This window comes from Streptomyces thermocarboxydus, assembly GCF_024760485.1.
In the GTDB taxonomy this organism is placed as follows: Bacteria; Actinomycetota; Actinomycetes; order Streptomycetales; family Streptomycetaceae; genus Streptomyces; species Streptomyces cellulosae.
Map to the genome: position 1 here is coordinate 6,067,373 of NZ_CP058273.1, position 22,667 is coordinate 6,090,039.

Here is a 22,667-nt window from a genome sequence, read left to right on the forward strand (position 1 = left end):
ATTCCTGACCGCGGAATTCACGCCCGGTACAGCGCCTCGACCTCTTGCGTGTACGCCTTCTCGATGGCCTTGCGCTTCAGCTTCAGCGACGGCGTGAGCAGCCCGTGCTCCTCGGTGAACGGCTGCGCCAGGATGCGGAAGGTGCGGATCGACTCGGCCTGCGAGACCAGCGTGTTGGCCGCGACCACCGCGCGCCGCACCTCCGTCTCCAGATCCGCGTCGCGCACCAGTTCGGCCGGGGAGAGCCGCGGCTTCCCCCGCATCGCCAGCCAGTGCTCGACCGCCTCCTGGTCCAGGGTGACCAGCGCGGCCACGTACGGCCGGTCGTTGCCGACCACGATGCACTGGTTGACCAGCGGATGGTCGCGCACCCGCTCCTCCAGCACGCCCGGCGAGACGCTCTTGCCGCCGGACGTCACCAGGATCTCCTTCTTGCGCCCGGTGATGGTCAGGTAGCCGTCCTCGTCCAGGGAGCCCAGGTCGCCGGTGGCGAGCCAGCCGTCGTGCAGCGTCTCGTCGGTGGCCTTGGGGTTGTTGAGGTAGCCCTGGAAGACGTTCTCGCCGTGCAGCCAGATCTCGCCGTCGTCCGCGATGTGCACGCTCACCCCGGGGATCGGCTGCCCGACCGTGCCGTAGCGGGTGCGCTCCGGCGGGTTCGCGGTGGCGGCGGCGGTCGACTCCGTCAGCCCGTACCCCTCGTAGATGTGCACGCCCGCGCCCGCGAAGAACAGGCCGAGGCGCCGGTCCATCGCCGACCCGCCCGACATGGCGTGCCGGATCCTGCCGCCCATCGCGGCCCGGATCTTGGAGTACACCAGCTTCTCGAAGAGCTGGTGCTGCATCCGCAGCCCCGCGGACGGGCCGGGACCCGTGCCCCAGGCTCTCTCCTCCATCGCGTCGGCGTACCGCACGGCCACGTCGACCGCCTTCTCGAACGGCCCCGCGCGCCCCTCCCGCTCGGCCTTGCGCCGCGCCGCGTTGAACACCTTCTCGAAGATGTACGGCACGGCCAGGATGAACGTCGGCCGGAAAGCGGCCAGATCGGGCATCAGCGCGGCCGCGTTGAGCTGCGGCTGGTGGCCGAACTTCACCTTGCCGCGGATCGCCGCGACCTCCACCATCCGCCCGAAGACGTGCGCCAGCGGCAGGAACAGCAGCGTCGACGCCTCGTCGCCCCGCTTGGAGTGGAACACCGGCTCCCAGCGCTCGATGACGGTTTCCGCCTCGTACATGAAGTTGCCGTGCGACAGGACGCAGCCCTTGGGGCGGCCGGTGGTGCCCGAGGTGTAGATGACCGTCGCCGTCGAGTCGGGGGTGACCGCCCGCCGGTGCCGGTGCACCACGTCGTCCTCGAGGTGCGCGCCCGCGTCGTACAGCTCCTGCACCGCGCCCGCGTCGAGCTGCCACAGCCGGCGCATCCGCGGCAGCCGGTCGATGACCGTCGCGATGGTCATCGCGTGGTCCTCGTGCTCCACGACCGCCGCCGTCACCTCCGCGTCGTGCAGCATCCACGAGCACTGCTCGGCCGACGACGTCGGGTAGACGGGGACGACCTGCGCGCCGACGGACCACAGCGCGAAGTCGAACAGGGTCCACTCGTAGCGGGTACGGGACATGATCGCGACGCGGTCGCCGAACCGGATGCCGCTCGCCAGCAGGCCCTTCGCCAGGGCGAGCACCTCGTCACGGAACTCGGCGCAGGTCACGTCGCGCCAGTGGCCGTCGTCGTCCTTGCGGCCGAGCGCCACGCGCAGCGGCTCCTCCTCGGCGTACTGGAACACCACGTCGGCCAGACCGCCCACCGCGGGCACCTGTGACAACGGAGGGTTGGTGAACTCGCGCAATCCCGCTCCCCGCTTCCTGGCGCTCGGACCGGTGCGGCAACACCGTCGTCCCGCACAGCGCGGTGAAAGCTACCCCACGGAATCGGGGGGCGGGAGGGGGTGGAAAACCGCGCAAAGGGCGCGACACCGCCGACGGGTGAAGGAGAAACCTCGCAAGTGGGTAGGGTCCGGGCACAATCCTGACGGTGGAGTAAGTTTCGGTGCCGCAATCTCCACGGAATCTGTACGACCGCATGACTCGCCCATGGGCGAGTCAACGGCCCCCACCCAGCTCAGCGCACGGGCGGCCCGGACCGTCACTCTCCCCGGGCCGTCACCCCTGACCGCCGCGGTGCAGCCGGTCGCCGCCCGCCAGGATCGCCGCCGCGAGCGCGTCCGCCGCGCCCTGCGCCGAGGGCCGCCGCCGGCCGTGCACCACCACGAAGTCCACCGACCCCGGCTCCGGCAGCCCCGCCCGCTCCGGCATCCGCACCAGCCCCGGCGGGATCAGCCCCCGCGCGTGCACCATCACCCCGAGCCCCGCCCGCGCCGCCGCGAGCAGCCCGTTGAGGCTGCCGCTGCTGCACACGATCCGCCACTGCCGGCCCTCCCGCTCCAGCGCCCGCAGCGCCAGGTCCCGGGTGATGCCCGGCGGCGGGTAGACGATCAGCGGCACCGGGCGGTGCGGGTCGAGCCGCAGCCCCGGCGCGCCGATCCACACCAGCTCGTCCTGCCACACCAGCCGGTGCGGGTCAGGACGCGGGTCCTCGGGCCGCCGCTTGGCCAGCACCAGGTCGAGGTGGCCCGCGGCGAGCTGCTCGTGCAGGGTGCCCGACAGCTCGACCGTCAGCTCCAGATCGACCTCCGGGTGCTCGTGCCGGAACCGTTCGAGGATCTCCGGCAGCCGGGTCAGCACGAAGTCCTCGGACGCCCCGAACCGCAGCCGTCCGCGCAGCCGGGTGCCGGTGAAGAACTGCGCCGCCTGCTCGTGCACGTCGAGGATGCGGCGCGCGAAACCGAGCATCGCCTCGCCGTCCTCGGTCAGCTCCACGGAGTGGGTGTCCCGTGTGAACAGCTGCCGCCCGGTGGCCTCCTCCAGCCGCCGCACGTGCTGGCTCACCGTCGACTGGCGCAGCCCCAGCCGCCGCGCCGCCTGCGTGAAGCTCAGCGTCTGCGCGACGGACAGGAAGGTCCGCAGGTGGGTGGGCTCGTACATGCCCGGCAGCCTACTCCGGTCATCACGGAGCACGATCACAGTGAGAGCGGTGTACGGGATTCCCGATCACGGAACGGAGGAGCAGGATGGAGCGGGGACCCCTTGTCCCCATGAAGCGGGGATTCCTTTGTCCCCGCCGCCCCGGGGCACCCGCACCGGGGGACCGCACCGCCGAGCACACACACCCGAGCACGTGGAGCACCGTGAATCGCCTGCACTGGCCGCGCTGGATGCCGATCGACCCGTACATCACGCTCCTGCTCGGCACGGTGGGCGTGGCCGCGCTGCTGCCCGCCCGGGGCGCCGGCGCCGAGGTCGCGTCCGGCGCCTCCACCGCCGCGATCGCGTTCCTGTTCTTCCTCTACGGCGCCCGTCTCTCCACCCGTGAGGCGCTGGACGGACTCAAGCACTGGCGGCTCCACGTCACCGTCCTGGCCTGCACGTTCGTCGTCTTCCCGCTGCTGGGCCTGGCCTCCCGCGGACTCGTCCCGGTGTTCCTCACCGACCCGCTGTACCAGGGCCTGCTGTTCTGCACCCTGGTCCCGTCCACCATCCAGTCGTCGATCGCGTTCACCTCGATCGCCCGCGGCAACGTGCCCGCCGCGATCTGCGCCGGGTCGTTCTCCTCGCTGGCCGGCATCGTCCTCACCCCGCTGCTCGCGGCGGCGCTGCTCGGCGGCAGCGGGGGCGGCTTCTCCGGCGACTCGGTGGTGAAGATCGTGCTCCAGCTGCTGGTGCCGTTCCTCGCCGGGCAGGTCACCCGCCGCTGGATCGGCGGCTTCGTCGCCCGCCACCGCAAGGTGCTGGGTCTGGTGGACCGCGGCTCCATCCTGCTCGTCGTCTACACCGCGTTCAGCGAGGGGATGGTGCAGGGCGTCTGGAGCCAGGTGAGCCCCGGCCGGCTCGGCGGGCTGCTCGTCGTCGAGGCCGTGCTGCTCGCCGTGATGCTGGCCCTCACCTGGTACGGCGCCAAGGGCCTCGGCTTCGGCCGGGAGGACCGCATCGCCATCCAGTTCGCGGGGTCGAAGAAGTCGCTGGCCGCGGGACTGCCCATGGCGAGTGTGCTGTTCGGGGCGCACGCCTCGCTGGCCGTGCTGCCGCTGATGCTCTTCCACCAGATGCAGCTCATGGTGTGCGCGGTCATCGCCAAGCGCCGCTCCAAGGACCCCGTCCCGGAGGCCGCCCCGGAGGACCGGCTCGCACCGTCACCTGCCGGGGCCGGTACGGGGACACGCTCCGGCTGAGCCCGAGGCGCCGGAGCCGGCCGAGGCGGGGCCCCGCGGCGCAGGGGGCGCTCCCCGCCGGGTGGGGCCCCGCCGCCGTGCAGCGAGGGGGTGCGGTCAGGCCCTGACGGCCGCGGCCCGCAGGGCGATCCGCTCCTCACCCGCGTACACGTTCATGGAACTGCCCCGCAGGAAGCCCACCAGCGTCATGCCGGTCTCCGCCGCCAGGTCCACGGCGAGCGAGGACGGCGCGGAGACCGCCGCCAGCACCGGGATGCCGGCCATGACCGCCTTCTGCGCCAGCTCGAACGAGGCCCGCCCCGACACCATGAGGACCGTGCGGGACAGCGGCAGGCTCCCGCTCTGCAGGGCGCGGCCGACCAGCTTGTCGACCGCGTTGTGCCGGCCCACGTCCTCCCGTACGTCGAGGAGTTCGCCGTGCTCGTCGAACAGGGCCGCCGCGTGCAGCCCGCCGGTGCGGTCGAAGACCCGCTGGGCCGCCCGCAGCCGGTCCGGCAGCTCCGCCAGCAGCTCGGGCGTCACCCGCAGCGGCGGGGTGTCCGCGATCGGGTGACGGGTCGTGGTGCGCACCGCGTCCAGGCTGGCCTTGCCGCACAGCCCGCAGGACGAGGTGGTGTAGACGTTGCGCTCCAGGGTGATGTCGGGGAGGGCCACCCCGGGCGCCGTCGACACGTCGACCACGTTGTACGTGTTCGACCCGTCGGCGGTGGCCCCGGCGCAGTACACGATGTTGCGCAGGTCCGAGGCGGTCGCCAGGACGCCCTCGCTGACCAGGAAGCCGGCCGCCAGCGCGAAGTCGTCGCCCGGGGTGCGCATGGTGATCGCCAGGGGTTTGCCGTTGAGCCGGATCTCCAGGGGTTCCTCGGCGACGAGCGTGTCCGGTCGGGTGGAGACCGCCCCGTCCCGGATGCGGATCACCTTGCGTCGTTCCGTGACTCGTCCCATGTTCCTGTCCGTTCCGTTCAGTCCCGGCTCTGCACGTGCTGGTAGCCGAACCGGCCCTTGATGCACAGGTTGCCGTGGGTCACCGGGTTGTCGTGCGGCGACGTGACCTTCACGATCTCATTGTCCTGCACATGGAGCGTCAGGTTGCAGCCCACCCCGCAGTAGGCGCACACGGTGGTCGTGCGCGTCTGCCGCGACTCGTCCCACGTACCCGCGGCACGCATGTCGAACTCCGATTTGAACGAGAGCGCACCCGTGGGGCACACCTCGATGCAGTTGCCGCAGTACACGCACGCCGAGTCGGTGAGCGGCGCGTCGTGCTCCACGGCGATCCGGGCGTCGAAGCCGCGCCCGGCGACGGAGATCGCGAAGGAGTTCTGCCACTGGTCGCCGCAGGCGTCCACGCACTTGTAGCAGAGGATGCATTTGCCGTAGTCGCGCACGTAGAGGTCGTTGTCGACGCGGGGCTCCTCGTTCACCCTGGCCGCGTCCGGGCCGAAGCGGTCCGGCTTCGCCTCGTACTCCTTCAGCCACTCGGCGACCCGGGGCGTCGTCGACAGGTCGACCGAGGAGGCGAGCAGTTCCAGGACGACCTTGCGGCTGTGCCGGGCCCGCTCGCTGCCGGTGCGCACCTCCATGCCCGCCTCGGCCTTGCGCGAGCAGGCCGGCACCAGGGTGCGCGAGCCCTCGACCTCGACCACGCAGACCCGGCAGGCGTTCTTCGGGGTGAGGGTGTCGCCCTCGCACAGCGTCGGGATGTCCTTCCCGGCGGCCCGGCAGGCGTCCAGGATCGTCGACCCCTCGGGCGCCCGCACCGGCTCCCCGTCGAGGGTGAACTCCAGCAGACGGCGGGGGATCCCCAGCGGTGTCACGGTCATTCGTACGCCCCCAGACGGTCGATGGCGGATTCCACGGCGTTCCACGCGGTCTGGCCCAGACCGCAGATCGAGGCGTCCCGCATCGCGCGCCCCACCTCGCGCAGCAGGGTGATGTCGGCGGCGGCGTCCGCGCCGGTGCGCTCGGCGATCCGGTGCAGCGCCTCCTCCTGCCGCACGGTGCCGACCCGGCACGGCACGCACTGCCCGCAGGACTCGTCGCGGAAGAACTCCGCGATGCGCAGCAGCAGACGGGGGAGCGGGACGGTGTCGTCGAGCGCCATGACCACACCGGAGCCGAGGGTGGCGCCGGCCGCGCGGGTGCCCTCGAAGGTGAGCGGGATGTCCAGCTCGTCGGGGCGGACGAACCCGCCGGCGGCCCCGCCCAGCAGCACCGCCCTCAGCCCGTCCCGCACCCCGGCCAGCTCCAGCAGCTCGCCGAGCGTCGCGCCGAACGGCAGCTCGTAGATGCCCGGGCGGTCCACGCTGCCCGAGACGCAGAACAGCTTGGGGCCGGTGGACGCGCCGGTGCCGATCGCCGCGTACGCCTGTGCGCCCAGCGTGAGCACCGGCAGCACGTTGACCAGGGTCTCCACGTTGTTCGCGACCGTCGGCCTGCCGAACAGGCCCTTCTCCACCGGGAACGGCGGCTTGGAGCGCGGCTCGCCCCGGTAGCCCTCGATGGAGTTGAACAGGGCCGTCTCCTCGCCGCAGATGTAGGCGCCCGCGCCGCGCCGGATCTCGATGTCGAAGGAGAACCCCTGGCCCAGGATGTCGTCGCCGAGCAGACCCCGGGCGCGGGCCTGCGCGATCGCGTGCCCCATGCGCTCCAGGGCGCGCGGGTACTCGCCGCGCAGATACAGGTAGCCGTGCCGGGCGCCGGTCGCGTACGCCGCGATCGTCATGGCCTCGACCAGCGCGTACGGGTCGCCCTCCATCAGCACGCGGTCCTTGAAGGTGCCCGGCTCGGACTCGTCGGCGTTGCACACCAGGTAGTGCGGATGGTCCGGCTGGGAGGCGGTGGCCTGCCACTTGCGGCCGGTGGGGAAGGCCGCGCCGCCCCGGCCCAGCAGCCCGGAGTCGGTCACCTCCCGGATCACCCCGGCGGGCCCGAGCGCGAAGGCGCGGCGCAGCGCGGTGTACCCGCCGTGCGCCCGGTAGTCGTCCAGGCCGGCGGGGTCCACGGTGCCGACGCGGCCCAGCAGGAGCAGGTCCGGGTCGGGCGCCTGCGGGACCGCCACGGCGGCGGCGGGCTCCTCGGGCGCGTTCTCCGGCGCGAGCGCCGCGCGGACCACGGCGTCGGGGGTGGCGGGGGCGGACACCGCGGTCGCCCGTGGCGTCCCGCCGCCGGCCGTCGCACGGGCCGCGTCCTCCCCGGCCCGTACCACCAGCGCCGCCGGGGCCCGCTCGCACAGGCCCAGACACGGACTGCGCTCCACCTTCACCCCCGACTCCGGGCCCAGGCGCGTCTCCACCGCCTCGCACAGCTTCGGCGCGCCGGCCGCCGCGCAGGCCAGGTCCGTGCACACGTGCAGCACGGTGGCCGGGCGAGGGCGGACGGAGAACATGGCGTAGAACGTCGCCACGCCGTACGCCTCGGACGGCGGGACCGTCAGCCGGCGGCACAGGTAGTCGAGACCGCCCTCGCTGATCCAGCCGACCCGGTCGTTCAGCGCGTGCAGCCCCGGCAGCAGCAGGTCGCGGCGGTCACGCGCGGCCCGTCCGCCGCGCGCCCACCTCAGGTCCGCGTCGGAGCGGTCGGCGCCCTCCCAGGACGACTCGGGCGGCCCGAGCAGGGCGTCGACGGCGGCGCGCTCCTCGTCGGTCGGTTTGCTGTCGCCGAAACGCAGGTCCACGCTTGCTCACCTCACGTGTGTCGGGGCCGGGAGCTTCTCGATCCGGATCGCCGACGCCTTGAACTCCGCCGTCCCCGCGATCGGGCAGTTCGCCTCGATCGTCAGCTGGTTGGTGTCCACCTCGTCGGGAAAGTGGAACGTCATGAACGCGAGCCCCGGCCGCAGCGCGGGGTCCACCCACACCGGCGCCCGCACGGACCCGCGCCGCGAGGTCACGAGCACCTCCTCGCCCACCACGACGCCGTACCGCTCGGCGTCCTCGGGGCTCAGCTCGACGTACTCGCCGCGCCGCAGCGGGGAGGCGAAACTGCCGCTCTGCACCCCGGTGTTGTAGGAGTCCAGGCGCCGTCCCGTGGTGAGCCGGACCGGGTACCGCTCGTCGGTGAGGTCCACCGGCGGGTCGTGCTGCACGATCCCGAACGGCGCCGGACGGCCCCGGCGTTCCGGGTCCCTCTCCCACAACCGGCCGTGCAGATACGGTGGTTCGAGGCGGTCCGTGCTCGGGCACGGCCACTGGATGCCCTGGTGCTCCTCGAGCCGCTCGTACGTCATGCCGTGGTGGTCGGGGGAGACCGCGCGCAGCTCGTCCCACACGGCCTCGGCGTCCTCGTACTTCCAGTCGTGGCCGAGGCGTCCGGCGAGGTCGCAGAGGATGTCGATGTCCTCGCGGGCCTCCCCGGGCGGGGTCACGGCCCGGCGGACGCGCTGCACCCGGCGTTCGCTGTTGGTGGTGGTGCCCTCGGTCTCGGCCCAGCCGGCGGTCGCGGGCAGCACCACGTCGGCCAGTTCGGCGGTCTTCGTCAGGAAGATGTCCTGCACCACCAGGAAGTCCAGCTCCTTGAGCCGGCGCACGGCCTGGTCGGTGTCCGCCTCCGACTGGGCCGGGTTCTCGCCGATGCAGTAGACGGCGCGCAGCGACCCGTCGTCCATCGCCTCGAACATCTCCGTCAGCGTCATCCCGTACCGGGGCTGGATGACGGTGTCCCAGGCGGCCTCGAACTTGGCGCGCACGCCCGCGTCGAGGGGGTCCTGGAAGCCGGGCAGCCGGTTGGGGATCGCGCCCATGTCGCCGCCGCCCTGCACGTTGTTCTGCCCGCGCAGCGGCTGGAGCCCCGAGCCGTAGCGGCCGACGTGGCCGGTGAGCAGCGCGAGGTTGACCAGGGCGCGCACGTTGTCGGTGCCGTTGTGGTGCTCGGTGATGCCCAGGGTCCAGCACAGCTGGGCGCGTTCGGCTCGGGCGTAGGCGTGCGCCAGCTCCCGTATCGCCGCGGCCGGGACGCCGGTCACCTTCGAGGCGAGGGACAGCGTCCACGGCTCGACGAGTTCCTTGTACTCCTCGAAGCCGGTGGTGGCGCGCCGTACGAACGCCTCGTTGACCAGGCCCGCGTGGATGATCTCGCGGCCGATCGCGTGGGCCATCGCGATGTCCGTGCCGACGTTCAGCCCGAGCCAGCTCTCCGCCCACTCCGCGGTGGACGTCCGGCGCGGGTCGACCGCGTACATCCGGGCTCCGTTGTGGATGCCCTTCAGCACATGCTGGAAGAAGATCGGGTGCGCGAAGCGGGCGTTGGAGCCCCACATCACGATGAGGTCGGTGTGCTCCACCTCCTCGTACGACGAGGTGCCGCCGCCCGAGCCGAACGCGGCCGACAGCCCGGCGACCGAGGGCGCGTGACAGGTGCGGTTGCAGGAGTCGACGTTGTTGGTGCCCATGACGACCCGGGCGAACTTCTGCGCCACGTAGTTCATCTCGTTGGTGGCGCGGGAGCAGGAGAACATGCCGAACGCGCCGCGCGCCGCCTCCAGTGCGCGCGCGGTGCGGTCCAGCGCCTCGTCCCAGGTGGCCCGGCGGAACGGTTCGTCCCGTGAGTCGCGGACGAGGGGGTGGGTGAGACGGGTGTAGGTCTTCGGGATCCGGTCGCGTTTCCTCATGCGGCGCTCCTCAGCGCGAGCAGGTCGGACAGGGCGTGCACGGTGCGCAGGGTCGGCACGGGAACGCCGGTGATTTCCGCCAGCTCGACCACGGCCGTGAGCAGCACGTCGAGCTCCAGCGGCTTGCCGCGTTCCAGGTCCTGCAGCGTGGAGGTGCGGTGGTCGCCGACCCGCTCGGCGCCGGCCAGCCGCCGTTCGATGGAGACGCCGACCTCGCAGCCGAGCGCACGGGCGACGGCCAGGGTCTCGGACATCATCGTCTCGATGACCTGGCGGGTGCCGCCGTGCAGGCACATCTGCCGCATGGTGGCCCGCACCAGGGCGCTGATCGGGTTGAAGGAGATGTTGCCCAGCAGCTTGAGCCAGATGTCGCCCCGCAGGTCCGGCTCGACCGGGCACTTCAGACCGCCCGCCCGCATGGCGTCGCTCAGGGCGAGACAGCGCGCGGAGACGCTGCGGTCGGGTTCGCCGATCGAGAAGCGGGTGCCTTCCACATGCCGTACGACACCGGGCTGTTCGAGTTCGGTGGCCGCGTACACCACGCAGCCGACGGCGCGTTCGGGCGCGAGCACCGCGCTGACCGTGCCGCCGGGGTCCACGCTCTCCAGCCGGCGTCCGTCGTACGGGCCGCCGTGCCGGTGGAAGTACCACCAGGGGATGCCGTTCTGGGCGGCCACCACGGCCGTCGTGTCGTGCAGCAGCGGCTCGATCAGCGGCCCGCACGCCGCGTACGAGTTGGCCTTGAGACCCAGGAACACGTAGTCGGCGGGGCCGACCTCGGCGGGATCGTCGGTGGCGTGGGGTCGCGCGGTGAAGTCGCCGCGCGGGCTGCGTACCCGTACTCCGTCCTGCCTCATGGCCGCGAGATGCGGTCCACGGGCGATGAGATGCACGTCGGCGCCCGCGCGGTGGAGCGCGGCGCCCACGTAGGCGCCGATCGCACCGGCGCCGAGGACTGCGACTTTCATGGCGAAGGGAGCTCCGTCCGGTCGAGGGATACCGAAGAACCGGGAGAATCGCCGAATCTCTGTCGACGAAATATTGTCTACAGTATGGAGACAAGGCCGACAAGGCTTTGTGCAGCAGTAGTGGTTGTCCGCTCAACAGTCTTTTCAAGGAACTGATCACTCCCTACGGTTGGGGACTCATGAGTCCCCCCGTCGCACCGCCGGGCTGGAGCCGCTGGCTCGTGCCGCCCGCCGCGCTCGCCGTACACCTCTCCATCGGCCAGGCCTACGCCTGGAGCGTGTTCAAACCGCCGCTGGAGTCCGCGCTCGACCTCAGCGGCACCCAGAGCGCGCTGCCCTTCCAGCTCGGCATCGTCATGCTCGGCCTGTCCGCGGCCTTCGGCGGCACCCTCGTCGAACGCCGGGGCCCGCGCTGGGCGATGACGGTCGCCCTGATCTGCTTCTCCTCCGGCTTCCTGCTCTCCGCGCTGGGCGCGGCCACGGAGCAGTACTGGCTGATCGTGTTCGGCTACGGCTTCGTCGGCGGCATCGGTCTGGGCATCGGCTACATCTCGCCCGTCTCCACGCTCATCAAGTGGTTCCCGGATCGCCCAGGCATGGCCACCGGCATCGCCATCATGGGCTTCGGCGGCGGCGCGCTGATCGCCTCCCCCTGGTCGGCGCAGATGCTCGAGTCCTTCGGCGCCGACAACGTTGGCATCGCGTACGCCTTCCTCGTGCACGGGCTGACGTACGCGCTGTTCATGTCGCTCGGCGTGCTGCTCGTGCGGGTGCCGCCCTCCGTGCGGCCGGCAGCCGACGCGCCCGCCGTCACGGCCGGTCCGCAGGTCTCCGCCCGGTCCGCCGTGCGCACCCCGCAGTTCTGGCTGCTGTGGATCGTGCTCTGCATGAACGTGACCGCCGGCATCGGCATCCTGGAGAAGGCCGCGCCGATGATCACGGACTTCTTCGCGGACAGCTCCGCGCCGGTGTCCGCCACGGCCGCCGCCGGCTTCGTCGCCCTGCTGTCCGCCGCCAACATGGCGGGCCGCATCGGCTGGTCCACCACCTCCGACCTCATCGGCCGGAAGAACATCTACCGCGTCTACCTCGGCGTCGGCGCGCTGATGTACGCCCTCATCTGGTCGCTCGGCGACTCCTCCAAGCCGCTGTTCGTGCTGGCCGCGCTCGTCATCCTCTCCTTCTACGGAGGAGGCTTCGCGACCGTCCCGGCGTATCTGAAGGACCTGTTCGGCACCTACCAGGTGGGCGCCATCCACGGCCGGCTGCTCACCGCCTGGTCCACCGCCGGCGTGCTCGGACCGCTCATCGTCAACTGGGTCGCCGACCGGCAGGAGGAGGCCGGCAAGCACGGCCCGTCCCTGTACGGCGTCTCCCTGGTCGTCATGATCGGACTGCTGGCCGTCGGCTTCGTCGCCAACGAACTGGTCCGCCCCGTCCACCCGCGTCACCACGAACCGGCAGCCGAGACGCCGGCCGCCACGTCGAAGGAGGCCGCCGATGACCGGCGAGAGCAGCCCGAGTCCGCCTGAGCCGTCGCGCCGCGCGCTGATCGCCTTCTCCTGGGTGTGGGTGGGCCTCCCGCTCGCCTACGGCCTGTACGAGCTGGTGCGGAAGGCGACGCAGCTGTTCACCGGGTGATCCGGGGGTTCGCACGCGTGTCTTGAGCGTGCTCCTGGACAGGACGGGCGCGGGGACGCCTGACGCGGCCCTTCGGGGGCTGACGGAAGGCGACAAGCCTCGCGCCCGTTTCCTGTCGCTTCACCTGCACTCGTACCCGTGAGTCACTGATCAGACTGGTGCATCCCGCAACCGGATCACGAGGGGATCACCATGAGCGGCTCACGCATCACCGCCGTCGGCCACTACCAGCCCGCCCGGGTCCTGACCAACGAGGACCTGGCGGGCATGGTCGACACCAGCGACGCGTGGATCACCAGCCGCGTGGGCATCCGCACCCGGCACATCGCCGGGCCCGACGAGCCCGTGGACGAACTGGCCGCGCACGCCGCCGCCAAGGCGCTCGCCGCGGCCGGACGCACGCCCGACGAGATCGACCTGGTCCTGGTCGCCACCTCCACCGCGATCGACCGCTCGCCCAACATGGCGGCCCGCGTCGCCGCCCGCCTCGGCATGCCGGGCCCCGCCGTCATGGACGTCAACGTGGTGTGCGCCGGCTTCACCCACGCCCTCGCCACCGCCGACCACGCCGTGCGGGCCGGCGGGGCGGAGCGGGTGCTGGTGATCGGCGCCGACAAGATGTCCGACGTCACCGACTGGACCGACCGCACCACGTGCGTCCTGGTCGGCGACGGGGCGGGCGCGGCCGTCGTGGAGGCGGGCGCGCCGGGCGCGGACAACGGCATCGGTCCGGTGCTGTGGGGCTCGGTGCCGGAGATGGGGAACGCGGTGCGGATCGAGGGGACCCCGCCGCGCTTCGCGCAGGAGGGGCAGAGCGTCTACCGCTGGGCGACCACCCGGCTGCCGGAGTTCGCCCGCCGCGCCTGCGAGAAGGCGGGGCTCGGGCCCGAGGACCTCGCCGCGGTCGTGCTGCACCAGGCCAACCTGCGGATCGTGGAGCCCCTCGCACGCCGGATCGGGGCCGTCAACGCCGTCGTCGCGCGGGACGTCGTCGACTCCGGCAACACCTCGGCCGCGAGCATCCCGCTCGCCTTCTCCAAGCTCGTCGAGCAGGGCACGGTGACGAGCGGGGACCCGGTGCTGCTGTTCGGCTTCGGCGGCAACCTGTCGTACGCGGGACAGGTCGTGCGCTGTCCGTGAGGGCGCGTCCCGTGGCGCGGGTGTGACGAGGGCAACCCGAACGCGGTGCCCGCGTGCGCCGTAGACTGTAGACGAAAGACAATCACCCAAGGCGTCTACGGCGTCACCGGCGTTCACGGCGGACGCGCGGGGCCGCCGAAGAGGGGGACCGATGTTGTCGACAGGACTGCCCCACGGGGCGGTGCCCCGGCTCGAGCGGCCGGGCCCGCTGCGCGACCGCGTCTACGAGGCACTGCTCGAACTCATCACCACCCGCGCCCTCCAGCCGGGCCAGCACCTCGTCGAGAGCGAACTCGCAGGCCACCTCGGCGTCTCCCGTCAGCCGGTGCGCGAGGCGCTGCAGCGTCTCAACACCGAGGGGTGGGTCGATCTGCGGCCGGCGCAGGGTGCGTTCGTGCACGAGCCGACGGAGGAGGAGGCCGACCAGCTCCTCACCGTCCGCACGCTGCTGGAGGCGGAGGCGGCCCGGCTCGCCGCGAGCAACGCGGACAGCAAGGGCGTCCAGGCGCTGGAGGAGATCCTCGCCGAGGGGCTCAAGGCCGTCGAGGCGGACGACGTGGACGCCGCGGTGGCGCTCAACGCCCGCTTCCACGCCAAGGTGATGGAGCTCGCGGGCAACGCGGTCCTCGCCGAGCTGGCCGCGCAGGTGGACCGGCGGGTGCGCTGGTACTACACGCCGGTCGCCCGGCAGCGCGGCGAGCAGTCCTGGATCGAGCACCGCGAGCTGATCGCCGCGATCGCCGCGCGGGACGAGCAGTCGGCCACGCGGCTGATGCGCGAACACACCGAGCACACGCGGCGGTCGTACCACGCGCGGGAAGACTCCTGAGCCGTTTCGTCCCGACCTGGGCGGGGTCCTCCGGGCCCCGCACCCCCTCCTTTGTCCTGAGAGTGGAAAAAGTAGGGGCCAATTCCTGCGCGACTTCTTCCCACCTCCGGCAGGCGCTGCTACTTTCCCATCCGAAAGCACGCCACGCACGTGGCCGGAATCCGGCGCGCACAGCCGATGAGGCGGGGAGGGGCTCGTGAGACGCATGACAGCGCGACCCGCGAACGCCCATCAGGCACGACTGCTACGGCTGTTGCGCGACGGAGGGCCCAACTCCCGCGCACAGCTGGGCGACCAGGTCGACCTGTCACGGTCGAAACTGGCCGTGGAGGTGGACCGGCTGCTGGAGACGGAACTCGTCGTGGCCGACGGACTCGCCGCCTCCCGCGGCGGGCGCCGCTCCCACAACATCCGGCTCAACCCGCATCTGCGCTTCCTCGGCGTCGACATCGGCGCGACCTCGGTCGACGTCGCCGTCACCAACGCCGAACTCGAGATCCTCGGGCACATCAACCAGCCGATGGACGTGCGCGAGGGACCGGTCGCGGTCTTCGAGCAGGTGCTGTCCATGGCCGCCAAGCTGAAGGCCACCGGGCTCGCGGAGGGGTTCGACGGCGCCGGCATCGGCGTCCCCGGGCCGGTCCGCTTCCCCGAGGGCATCCCGGTCGCGCCGCCGATCATGCCCGGCTGGGACGGCTTCCCCGTGCGGGAGGCGCTCAGCCAGGAGCTCGGCTGCCCGGTCATGGTCGACAACGACGTGAACCTCATGGCGCTGGGGGAGCAGCACGCGGGTGTCGCCCGCACCGTCGCCGACTTCCTCTGCGTCAAGATCGGCACCGGCATCGGCTGCGGCATCGTCGTCGGCGGTGAGGTGTACCGCGGTACGACGGGCAGCGCGGGCGACATCGGGCACATCCAGGCCGTGCCCGAGGGACGCCCCTGCGCCTGCGGCAACCGCGGCTGCCTCGAGGCGCACTTCTCCGGCGCGGCCCTCGCGCGGGACGCCACGGAGGCCGCCGAGCAGCAGCAGTCGCCCGAACTCGCCGCACGGCTGGAGGCGAACGGCACGCTCAGCGCCGTCGACGTCGCCGCCGCGGCCGCCGCCGGTGACGCCACCGCCCTCGACCTGATCCGCGAGGGCGGCAACCGCACCGGGCAGGTCATCGCCGGCCTGGTCAGCTTCTTCAACCCGGGCCTGGTGGTGATCGGCGGCGGGGTGACCGGCCTCGGCCACACCCTGCTCGCCGCGATCCGTACCCAGGTCTACCGAGGCTCGCTGCCCCTGGCGACGGGCAACCTCCCCATCGTCCTGGGCGAGCTGGGCCCCACCGCCGGAGTCATCGGCGCGGCCCGCCTCATCAGCGACCACCTGTTCTCACCCGCCTGACCCGACGCCGGTACGGCACCCGCCGCACCGGCGCCCAGCACCACCCGCCGGCCCGTCCGGCACGCGAGTTCACCCTGCCGGTGCGACCGCCAGCCGCACCGGCACGGAGCACGACCCGCCGGTGCGGAAGCCACCCGTGCCGGCCACGTCGCCGGCACGACGGCCGGCCGCACCGGCGCGCACGGCACCACCGTGCCGCCGCGACGGCCACCAGCGCCGGCGCGCAGCGCACGGCACGCCGGGGCGGAAGCCGCCCGCCCCGGCAGGCAAGGCACCACCCGCCGGAGCGGACGCCACCCCGCATCCGGCGGTCGAGGCACCACCGTGCCGATGCGGTTTCGCCGCCCGCGCCGGCACGCGGACCGCACGACCCGCCGGGCCGGAAGCCGCCCGCCCCGGCAGGAAGCCGCACCGTCGTGAACACGGGGCCCCGCCCCCGAGCCGCACACCCGTCCCGAACACCGCCCACACCGCCACCGCTCTGCTTCGCCCTGCCCGAAAACTCTTGCCCCGCGAGGGGCCGTCGGCCCACGCACGCCGAGGGGAATCCGCATGGCACCAGAACCACCGCTGCTCAGCATGTCCGGCATCACCAAGTCGTTCCCGGGAGTCCGGGCCCTGGACGGCGTCGACCTCGACGTCCAGGCCGGCGAGGTGCACTGTCTGCTCGGCCAGAACGGCGCCGGGAAGTCCACGCTCATCAAGGTGCTGGCCGGCGCCCACCAGCCCGACACGGGCACGATCCGCTGGCGCGGCGACGACGTCACCCTGCGCTCGCCGATCGCCGCCATGCGCCTCGGCATCGCCACCATCTACCAGGAACTCGACCTGGTGGAGCACCTGTCGGTCGCCGAGAACGTCCACCTCGGCCATGAGCCCACCGCCGCGGGGTTCGTCGTCCGCGGCCGGGCGGCCCGCGCGTCAACGGCTGCGCTGCTCAAGCGTCTTGGGCACCCCGAGATCGACCCCGGACGCCTGGTCGGCGACCTCTCCGCCGCGCACCAGCAGATCGTCTCCATGGCCCGCGCCCTCTCCCACGACGTACGGCTCATCGTGATGGACGAGCCGTCCGCCGCCCTGGATCCGGACGAGGTCGACAACCTCTTCCGCATCGTCGGCGACCTGACCGCCGCCGGCGTCGCCGTCGTCTACATCTCCCACCGCCTGGAGGAGATCCGCCGCATCGGCGACCGCGTGACCGTGCTGAAGGACGGCAGGGCGGTGGCCCGCGGGCTGCCCGCCAAGTCGACGCCCACCAGCGAGGTGGTGTCGCTGATGACGGGCCGCAACGTCGAGTACGTCTTCCCGCCCCGCCCCGACACCCCGCAGGTCAAGGCCGCCGAACCGGTACTCACCGTGGAAAACCTGTCCCGGCGCGGGGAGTTCGCCCCGCTCGACCTCCAGGTGCGCCCCGGCGAGATCGTCGGTCTCGCCGGCCTCGTCGGGTCCGGGCGCTCCGAGATCCTCGAGACCGTCTACGGCGCCCGCAAGCCCGACACCGGCCGCGTCCTCGTCGACGGAAAACCCCTGCGCCCCGGCAGCGTCCGCGCCGCCGTCCGCGCGGGCCTCGGCCTCGCCCCCGAGGAACGCAAGGCGCAGGCCCTGCTGATGCTGGAGTCGGTCACCCGCAACGTGTCCGTCTCCTCCATGTCCCGCTTCGCGCGGGCCGGATGGATCGACCGCGGCGCCGAACTGGGGGCGGCGCGCGCGGCGGTCCGGGAGCTGTCCCTGCGGCCCGACAACCCCGACGTGCCCGTGCGCACCCTCTCCGGCGGCAACCAGCAGAAGGCCGTCCTCGCCCGCTGGCTGCTCCGCGGCTGCCGGGTACTGCTGCTGGACGAACCCACCCGCGGCGTCGACGTCGGCGCGCGGGCCGAACTGTACGCCGTCGTACGGCGCCTGGCGGACGAAGGGCTCGCCGTGCTGCTGGTCTCCAGCGAGGTGCCCGAGGTCCTCGGCCTCGCCGACCGCGTCCTGGTGCTGCGCGAGGGCTCCGTCGTCCACACGGCGCCCGCCCGCGAACTCGACGAACACCGTGTACTCGACCTGGTCATGGAAGGAAGCCCGGCGTCATGACGCAGAACGTCTCCCCGCCGCGGGACAGCACCCCCAAGGTGCCACCGGCCGGCGAACAGCCCGCCTGGCGGGCCGTGTTGTTCCGCGCCGACGTGCGCACCCTGTCCCTGCTCGGCGTGCTCGCCGTACTGATCCTGATCGGCGGCCTCACCAAGCCGGACCAGTTCCTGGACACCCGCAACCTCCAGCTGGTCCTCACCCAGGCGTCCGTCATCGGCGTCGTCACCGTCGGCATGACCTTCGTCATCATCTCCGGCGGCATCGACCTGTCGGTCGGCGCGATCGTCGCCCTCGCCTCGGTGTGGGCCACCACCGTCGCCACCCAGGAGTACGGCTTCGCCGGCATCCTCTTCACCGCCGTCCTGGTCGGCCTCGGCTGCGGCCTCGTCAACGGGGTGCTCATCGCGTACGGCGGGATGGTGCCGTTCATCGCCACCCTCGCCATGCTCGCCTCCGCCCGCGGTCTGGCCCTGCAGATCACCGACGGACGCACGCAGATCGTCACGGTCGACAGCGTCCTCGACCTCGGCGAGCGCGACGCCTACGTGCTGGGCGTCCCCCCGCTGGTGCTGGTGTTCGCCGCGGTCACCGTCGTCGGCTGGCTGGTGCTCAACCGCACCACCTTCGGCCGCCGTTCCGTCGCCGTCGGCGGCAACGCGGAGGCCGCCCGCCTGGCCGGGATCGACGTACGCCGCCAGCGCCTCTACCTGTACCTGCTGTCCGGGCTGTGCTGCGGCATCGCCGCCTTCCTGCTGATCGTTCTGTCCGGCTCCGGACAGAACACCAACGGCAACCTCTACGAACTCGACGCCATCGCCGCCGCGATCATCGGCGGCACCCTGCTCACCGGCGGCCGCGGCACCATCGTCGGCTCCGTCCTCGGCGTCCTGATCTTCACCACCATCACCAACATCTTCGCCCTGAACAACCTGCAGACCGACGTCCAGCAGATCGCCAAGGGCGCGATCATCGTCGCCGCCGTGCTGGTCCAGCGGCGTACCGCGAGCACGACCTGACGGAAGGGTTCACCGCCATGCCAGAGCCGACGTTCACCAGCCGCAGAGGGCTCCTCTTCGGAGCCGCCGCCGTCTCCGCCGGCGCCCTCGTCACCGGCTGCACCAGCAACGAGCCCAGCGGCGGCGACGAGCCGGCCGCGAACAACCAGCCGGCCGCCGACGACAAGCCGGGCAAGCAGGTCACCATCGGCTTCGCCGGACCGCAGGCCGACCACGGCTGGCTCAACGCCATCAACGACAACGCCAAGAAGCGCGCCGAGAAGTACTCCGACGTCACCCTGGAGATCACCGAGGGCTCCAACGACACCGCCCAGCAGATCGGCCAGATCGAGACCCTCATCAACAAGAAGGTCGACGTCCTGGTGATCCTGCCGGCCGACGGCAAGGCCCTCACCCAGGTCGGCCTGAAGGCGATGCGCGCCGGAATCCCCGTGGTGAACCTCGACCGCGTCTTCAACACCCCGCAGGCGTACCGCTGCTGGGTCGGCGGCGACAACTACGGCATGGGCCTCAACGCCGGCCACTACATCGGCGAGAAGCTCAAGGACAAGCCCGACGCCAAGGTGATCGAGCTGGCCGGCCTGGACAACCTGGAGCTGACCAAGCAGCGCACCCAGGGCTTCGACGACGCCCTCAAGAACTACCCGAACATCCGCAAGGTGGCCCGCCAGGCGGCCGAGTTCACCGTCGAGTCCGGCCAGGCCAAGATGGCGCAGCTGCTCCAGGCCCAGTCGCAGTTCGACGCGCTGTGGAACCACGACGACGACCAGGGCGTGGGCGCGCTGCGCGCCATCGAGCAGGCCGGCCGCGACGACTTCCTGATGGTCGGCGGCGCCGGCGCGCTCTCCGCGTTCGAGGCCATCAAGGCCGACAACGGTGTCCTGAAGGCCACGGTGCTGTACCCGCCGACGATGGCCGCCTCCGCGATCGACCTCGCCCGCGCCCTCGGCCAGGGCAAGGGCATCGGCGGCCTGGCCGAGTTCGAGATCCCCTCCTCGGTGACCTGCTACTCGGCCGTCGTCGACAAGGACAACGTCGACCAGTACATGCCCACCGGCTTCAGGTGAGGAGCCCCGCCCCACGGGCCTGACCAGCCCACCGGGCGGGGACCGCCCCGCCCGACACGACGACGAGGAGGACATCCGAATGGCACAGCCGCAAGCGTCCGAAGGGGCGGAAACGGGGAAGCCACCACTGCGCATCGGCATGGTCGGTTACGCCTTCATGGGCGCCGCCCACTCCCAGGGCTGGCGCACCGTGGGACGCGTCTTCGAGCTGCCGCTCCGTCCCGAGATGGCCGTCATCTGCGGCCGGGACGCCGACGCCGTGCGCACGGCGGCCGGCCGGCACGGCTGGGCGGAGGCCGAGACCGACTGGCGGGCCCTGGTGGAGCGCGACGACATCGACCTCGTCGACATCTGCACCCCCGGGGACAGCCACGCCGAGATCGCGCTGGCCGCGCTGGCCGCGGGCAAGCACGTGCTGTGCGAGAAGCCCCTCGCCAACACCGTCGCCGAGGCCGAGGCGATGGCCCGCGCCGCCCAGGAGGCGCGGGACCGCGGCCAGGCCGCCATGGTCGGCTTCAACTACCGCCGGGTGCCCGCCACCGCGCTGGCCCGGCGGATGGTGGAGGAGGGCCGCATCGGCACCCTGCGGCACGTGCGGGTCGCGTACCTCCAGGACTGGCTGGTGGACCCGCAGTTCCCGCTCACCTGGCGGCTGCGCCGGGAGCAGGCGGGCTCCGGCTCGCTCGGCGACCTCGGCGCGCACATCGTCGACCTCGCCCAGTACCTGGCGGGGGAGCCGCTCGCGGGCGTCTCCGCGCTCACCGAGACGTTCGTCCGCGAGCGGCCGCTGCCGACCGCGCCGAGCAGCGGCCTGGCCGCCGTCTCCGCCGCCGGCACCGGACCGGTCACCGTCGACGACGCCGCCGTGTTCACCGGCCGGTTCACCTCCGGCGCACTGGCGTCCTTCGAGGCCACCCGGTACGCCACCGGACGCAAGAATGCCCTGAGGATCGAACTCAACGGCGAGCGCGGCTCGCTCGCCTTCGACCTGGAGCGGCTCAACGAACTCGAGTACCACGACGGCACCGGGAACGCCACGCACGGCGGCTTCCGCCGCATCCTCGTCACCGAGCCCGACCACCCGTACCTGGACGCCTGGTGGCCGCCGGGCCACGGGCTCGGCTACGAGCACACCTTCGCGCACCAGGCCCGCGACCTGGTCCACGCCATCGCCGAGGGCCGCAGCCCCGAACCGTCCTTCGCGGACGGTCTCCAGGTGCAGCGCGTCCTCGCGGCGGTGGAGGAGAGCGCCGAGAAGAACGCCGTCTACACCCCGATCGCCGCCTGAGGAGGACCGATACGGATGCCGCGCAACTTCACCCTGTTCACCGGTCAGTGGGCCGACCTTCCGCTGGAGGAGGTCTGCCGGCTCGCCCGTGACTTCGGCTACGACGGCCTCGAACTGGCCTGCTGGGGCGACCACTTCGAGGTGGACAAGGCCCTCGCCGACCCCTCCTACGTGGCCGGCCGCCACCAGCTCCTCGACAAGTACGGCCTGAAGTGCTGGGCGATCTCCAACCACCTGGTCGGCCAGGCCGTCTGCGACGCCATCATCGACGAACGCCACCAGAACATCCTGCCCGCCCGCATCTGGGGCGACGGCGAGCCCGAGGGGGTACGGCAGCGGGCCGCCGCAGAGATCAAGGACACGGCGCGCGCCGCGGCCCTGCTCGGCGTCGACACGGTGATCGGGTTCACCGGCTCCGCCATCTGGCACCTGGTGGCCATGTTCCCGCCCGCGCCCGAGTCGATGATCGAGCGCGGCTACGAGGACTTCGCCGAGCGCTGGAACCCGATCCTCGACGTCTTCGACGCGGAGGGCGTGCGCTTCGCCCACGAGGTCCACCCCAGCGAGATCGCGTACGACTACTGGACCACGGTGCGCGCCCTCGACGCGGTGGACCGGCGCCCGGCGTTCGGGCTGAACTTCGACCCGTCGCACTTCGTCTGGCAGGACCTCGACCCGGTCGGGTTCCTGTGGGACTTCCGGGACCGGATCTACCACGTGGACTGCAAGGAGGCCCGCAAACGCCTCGACGGCCGCAACGGCCGCCTCGGCTCCCACCTTCCCTGGGGCGACCCCCGGCGCGGCTGGGACTTCGTCTCCGCCGGCCACGGTGACGTGCCCTGGGAGGACGTCTTCCGCATGCTGCGCTCCATCGACTACCGGGGCCCGGTCTCGGTGGAATGGGAGGACGCGGGCATGGACCGCCTCCAGGGCGCCCCGGAGGCCTTGAAGCGCCTCAAGTCCTTCGACTACGAACCCCCGAGCGCGTCCTTCGACGCGGCGTTCAACAGCTGAACCCCGGCGCGGGCGGGGTTCCGGGGAAGCCCGGCACCCAGGGCGGGGCGCACCCGAACGGGATTCCGCCGCCACGCCTGAGGCGGCCCCGGCCGAGGGCTGGGTGCTCGGCACGGGGCGCACCCGGGGGAGCCCGGCACCTTGTGCGGGCGCACCCGGCGAGCGGCCGTCCCGGAGGCCGGCGCCCGCCGTCTTCGGAACGCCGAGCGCCGGGCCGGAGGTCCGGTGCGGTTGTGGCGGGTGCGGGGCCGGAAGGCCACCGGGCCCCGCACGGTCCGCGCGTGCCGCCCCGGAGGGGCGGAGCGCCCGGACAGGCCCCGGCCGCAGGTCGGGAAGGGGACCGGCGTCTT

At 72.4% G+C, this 22,667-nt stretch carries 18 protein-coding genes; 11 read left to right on the forward strand and 7 right to left on the reverse strand.

Features of this window, described 5'->3' with window-relative positions; all coding sequences use genetic code 11:
* Positions 1-17 precede the first annotated feature (17 nt).
* A complete protein-coding gene (locus AY578_RS27805; RefSeq protein ID WP_136239119.1) occupies positions 18-1,844 on the reverse strand; it encodes an AMP-dependent synthetase/ligase in 1,827 nt (608 codons plus the stop codon).
* 313 nt (positions 1,845-2,157) lie between these two features.
* A complete protein-coding gene (locus AY578_RS27810) occupies positions 2,158-3,039 on the reverse strand; it encodes a LysR family transcriptional regulator (protein WP_136239120.1) in 882 nt (293 codons plus the stop codon).
* 203 nt (positions 3,040-3,242) lie between these two features.
* On the opposite strand from AY578_RS27810, the gene AY578_RS27815 reads away from it, so the two are divergent.
* Positions 3,243-4,283: a bile acid:sodium symporter family protein gene (locus AY578_RS27815; RefSeq protein WP_026243344.1), complete on the forward strand. Its 1,041-nt coding sequence runs from the start codon at positions 3,243-3,245 to the stop codon at positions 4,281-4,283.
* 96 nt (positions 4,284-4,379) lie between these two features.
* On the opposite strand, the gene fdhD is transcribed toward AY578_RS27815, so the two are convergent.
* From fdhD to AY578_RS27840, 5 genes are read right to left on the reverse strand one after another with little or no spacing between them, the layout of a single operon-like run.
* The gene (gene fdhD / locus AY578_RS27820; RefSeq protein ID WP_136239121.1) at positions 4,380-5,228 is read right to left on the reverse strand and encodes a formate dehydrogenase accessory sulfurtransferase FdhD; all 849 of its coding nucleotides are present in this window, start codon (positions 5,226-5,228) and stop codon (positions 4,380-4,382) included.
* Positions 5,229-5,245: 17 nt separating this feature from the next.
* On the reverse strand, positions 5,246-6,106 hold the full coding sequence (locus AY578_RS27825; RefSeq protein ID WP_019521722.1) for a 2Fe-2S iron-sulfur cluster-binding protein: 861 nt from the start codon (positions 6,104-6,106) through the stop codon (positions 5,246-5,248).
* Entirely contained in the window at positions 6,103-7,959 is a 1,857-nt protein-coding gene (locus tag AY578_RS27830; RefSeq protein ID WP_019521721.1) for an NAD(P)H-dependent oxidoreductase subunit E, read from the reverse strand. Before AY578_RS27830 ends, AY578_RS27825 begins: the two co-directional genes overlap by 4 nt.
* Positions 7,960-7,965: 6 nt before the next feature.
* Positions 7,966-9,891 carry a molybdopterin oxidoreductase family protein gene (locus tag AY578_RS27835; protein WP_019521720.1) on the reverse strand — a complete coding sequence of 642 codons (1,926 nt, stop codon included), beginning with the start codon at positions 9,889-9,891 and terminating at the stop codon, positions 7,966-7,968.
* Positions 9,888-10,859 (reverse strand): 2-dehydropantoate 2-reductase, encoded by a 972-nt coding sequence (locus AY578_RS27840; protein WP_019521719.1) that lies wholly within the window; start codon positions 10,857-10,859, stop codon positions 9,888-9,890. The genes AY578_RS27835 and AY578_RS27840 overlap by 4 nt, the downstream gene beginning before the upstream one ends.
* A gap of 179 nt (positions 10,860-11,038) precedes the next feature.
* On the opposite strand from AY578_RS27840, the gene AY578_RS27845 reads away from it, so the two are divergent.
* From AY578_RS27845 to AY578_RS27890, 10 genes are all read left to right on the forward strand, one after another.
* Positions 11,039-12,391, forward strand: coding sequence for an OFA family MFS transporter (locus AY578_RS27845; protein WP_028961418.1), 1,353 nt, complete (start codon positions 11,039-11,041; stop codon positions 12,389-12,391).
* Positions 12,360-12,500, forward strand: a complete 141-nt coding sequence (locus AY578_RS27850; RefSeq protein WP_019521717.1) for an MFS transporter small subunit — start codon at positions 12,360-12,362, stop codon at positions 12,498-12,500. Before AY578_RS27845 ends, AY578_RS27850 begins: the two co-directional genes overlap by 32 nt.
* A gap of 192 nt (positions 12,501-12,692) precedes the next feature.
* Entirely contained in the window at positions 12,693-13,640 is a 948-nt protein-coding gene (locus AY578_RS27855; RefSeq protein WP_136239123.1) for a beta-ketoacyl-ACP synthase III, read from the forward strand.
* A 151-nt stretch (positions 13,641-13,791) separates the two neighbouring features.
* Positions 13,792-14,469 (forward strand): GntR family transcriptional regulator, encoded by a 678-nt coding sequence (locus AY578_RS27860; RefSeq protein WP_028961416.1) that lies wholly within the window; start codon positions 13,792-13,794, stop codon positions 14,467-14,469.
* Positions 14,470-14,674: 205 nt separating this feature from the next.
* Entirely contained in the window at positions 14,675-15,856 is a 1,182-nt protein-coding gene (locus tag AY578_RS27865; RefSeq protein WP_028961415.1) for an ROK family protein, read from the forward strand.
* Between the two features lie 552 nt (positions 15,857-16,408).
* Positions 16,409-17,932, forward strand: coding sequence for a sugar ABC transporter ATP-binding protein (locus AY578_RS27870; RefSeq protein ID WP_026243341.1), 1,524 nt, complete (start codon positions 16,409-16,411; stop codon positions 17,930-17,932).
* Positions 17,929-18,948, forward strand: a complete 1,020-nt coding sequence (locus AY578_RS27875; protein ID WP_019521712.1) for an ABC transporter permease — start codon at positions 17,929-17,931, stop codon at positions 18,946-18,948. The genes AY578_RS27870 and AY578_RS27875 overlap by 4 nt, the downstream gene beginning before the upstream one ends.
* A 17-nt stretch (positions 18,949-18,965) precedes the next feature.
* Complete coding sequence (locus AY578_RS27880) at positions 18,966-20,015, forward strand: substrate-binding domain-containing protein (protein WP_019521711.1); 1,050 nt, start codon at positions 18,966-18,968, stop codon at positions 20,013-20,015.
* A gap of 79 nt (positions 20,016-20,094) precedes the next feature.
* Positions 20,095-21,303, forward strand: a complete 1,209-nt coding sequence (locus tag AY578_RS27885; RefSeq protein ID WP_026243340.1) for a Gfo/Idh/MocA family protein — start codon at positions 20,095-20,097, stop codon at positions 21,301-21,303.
* A gap of 15 nt (positions 21,304-21,318) precedes the next feature.
* Positions 21,319-22,317, forward strand: coding sequence for a sugar phosphate isomerase/epimerase family protein (locus tag AY578_RS27890; protein ID WP_019521709.1), 999 nt, complete (start codon positions 21,319-21,321; stop codon positions 22,315-22,317).
* Positions 22,318-22,667: the final 350 nt, after the last annotated feature.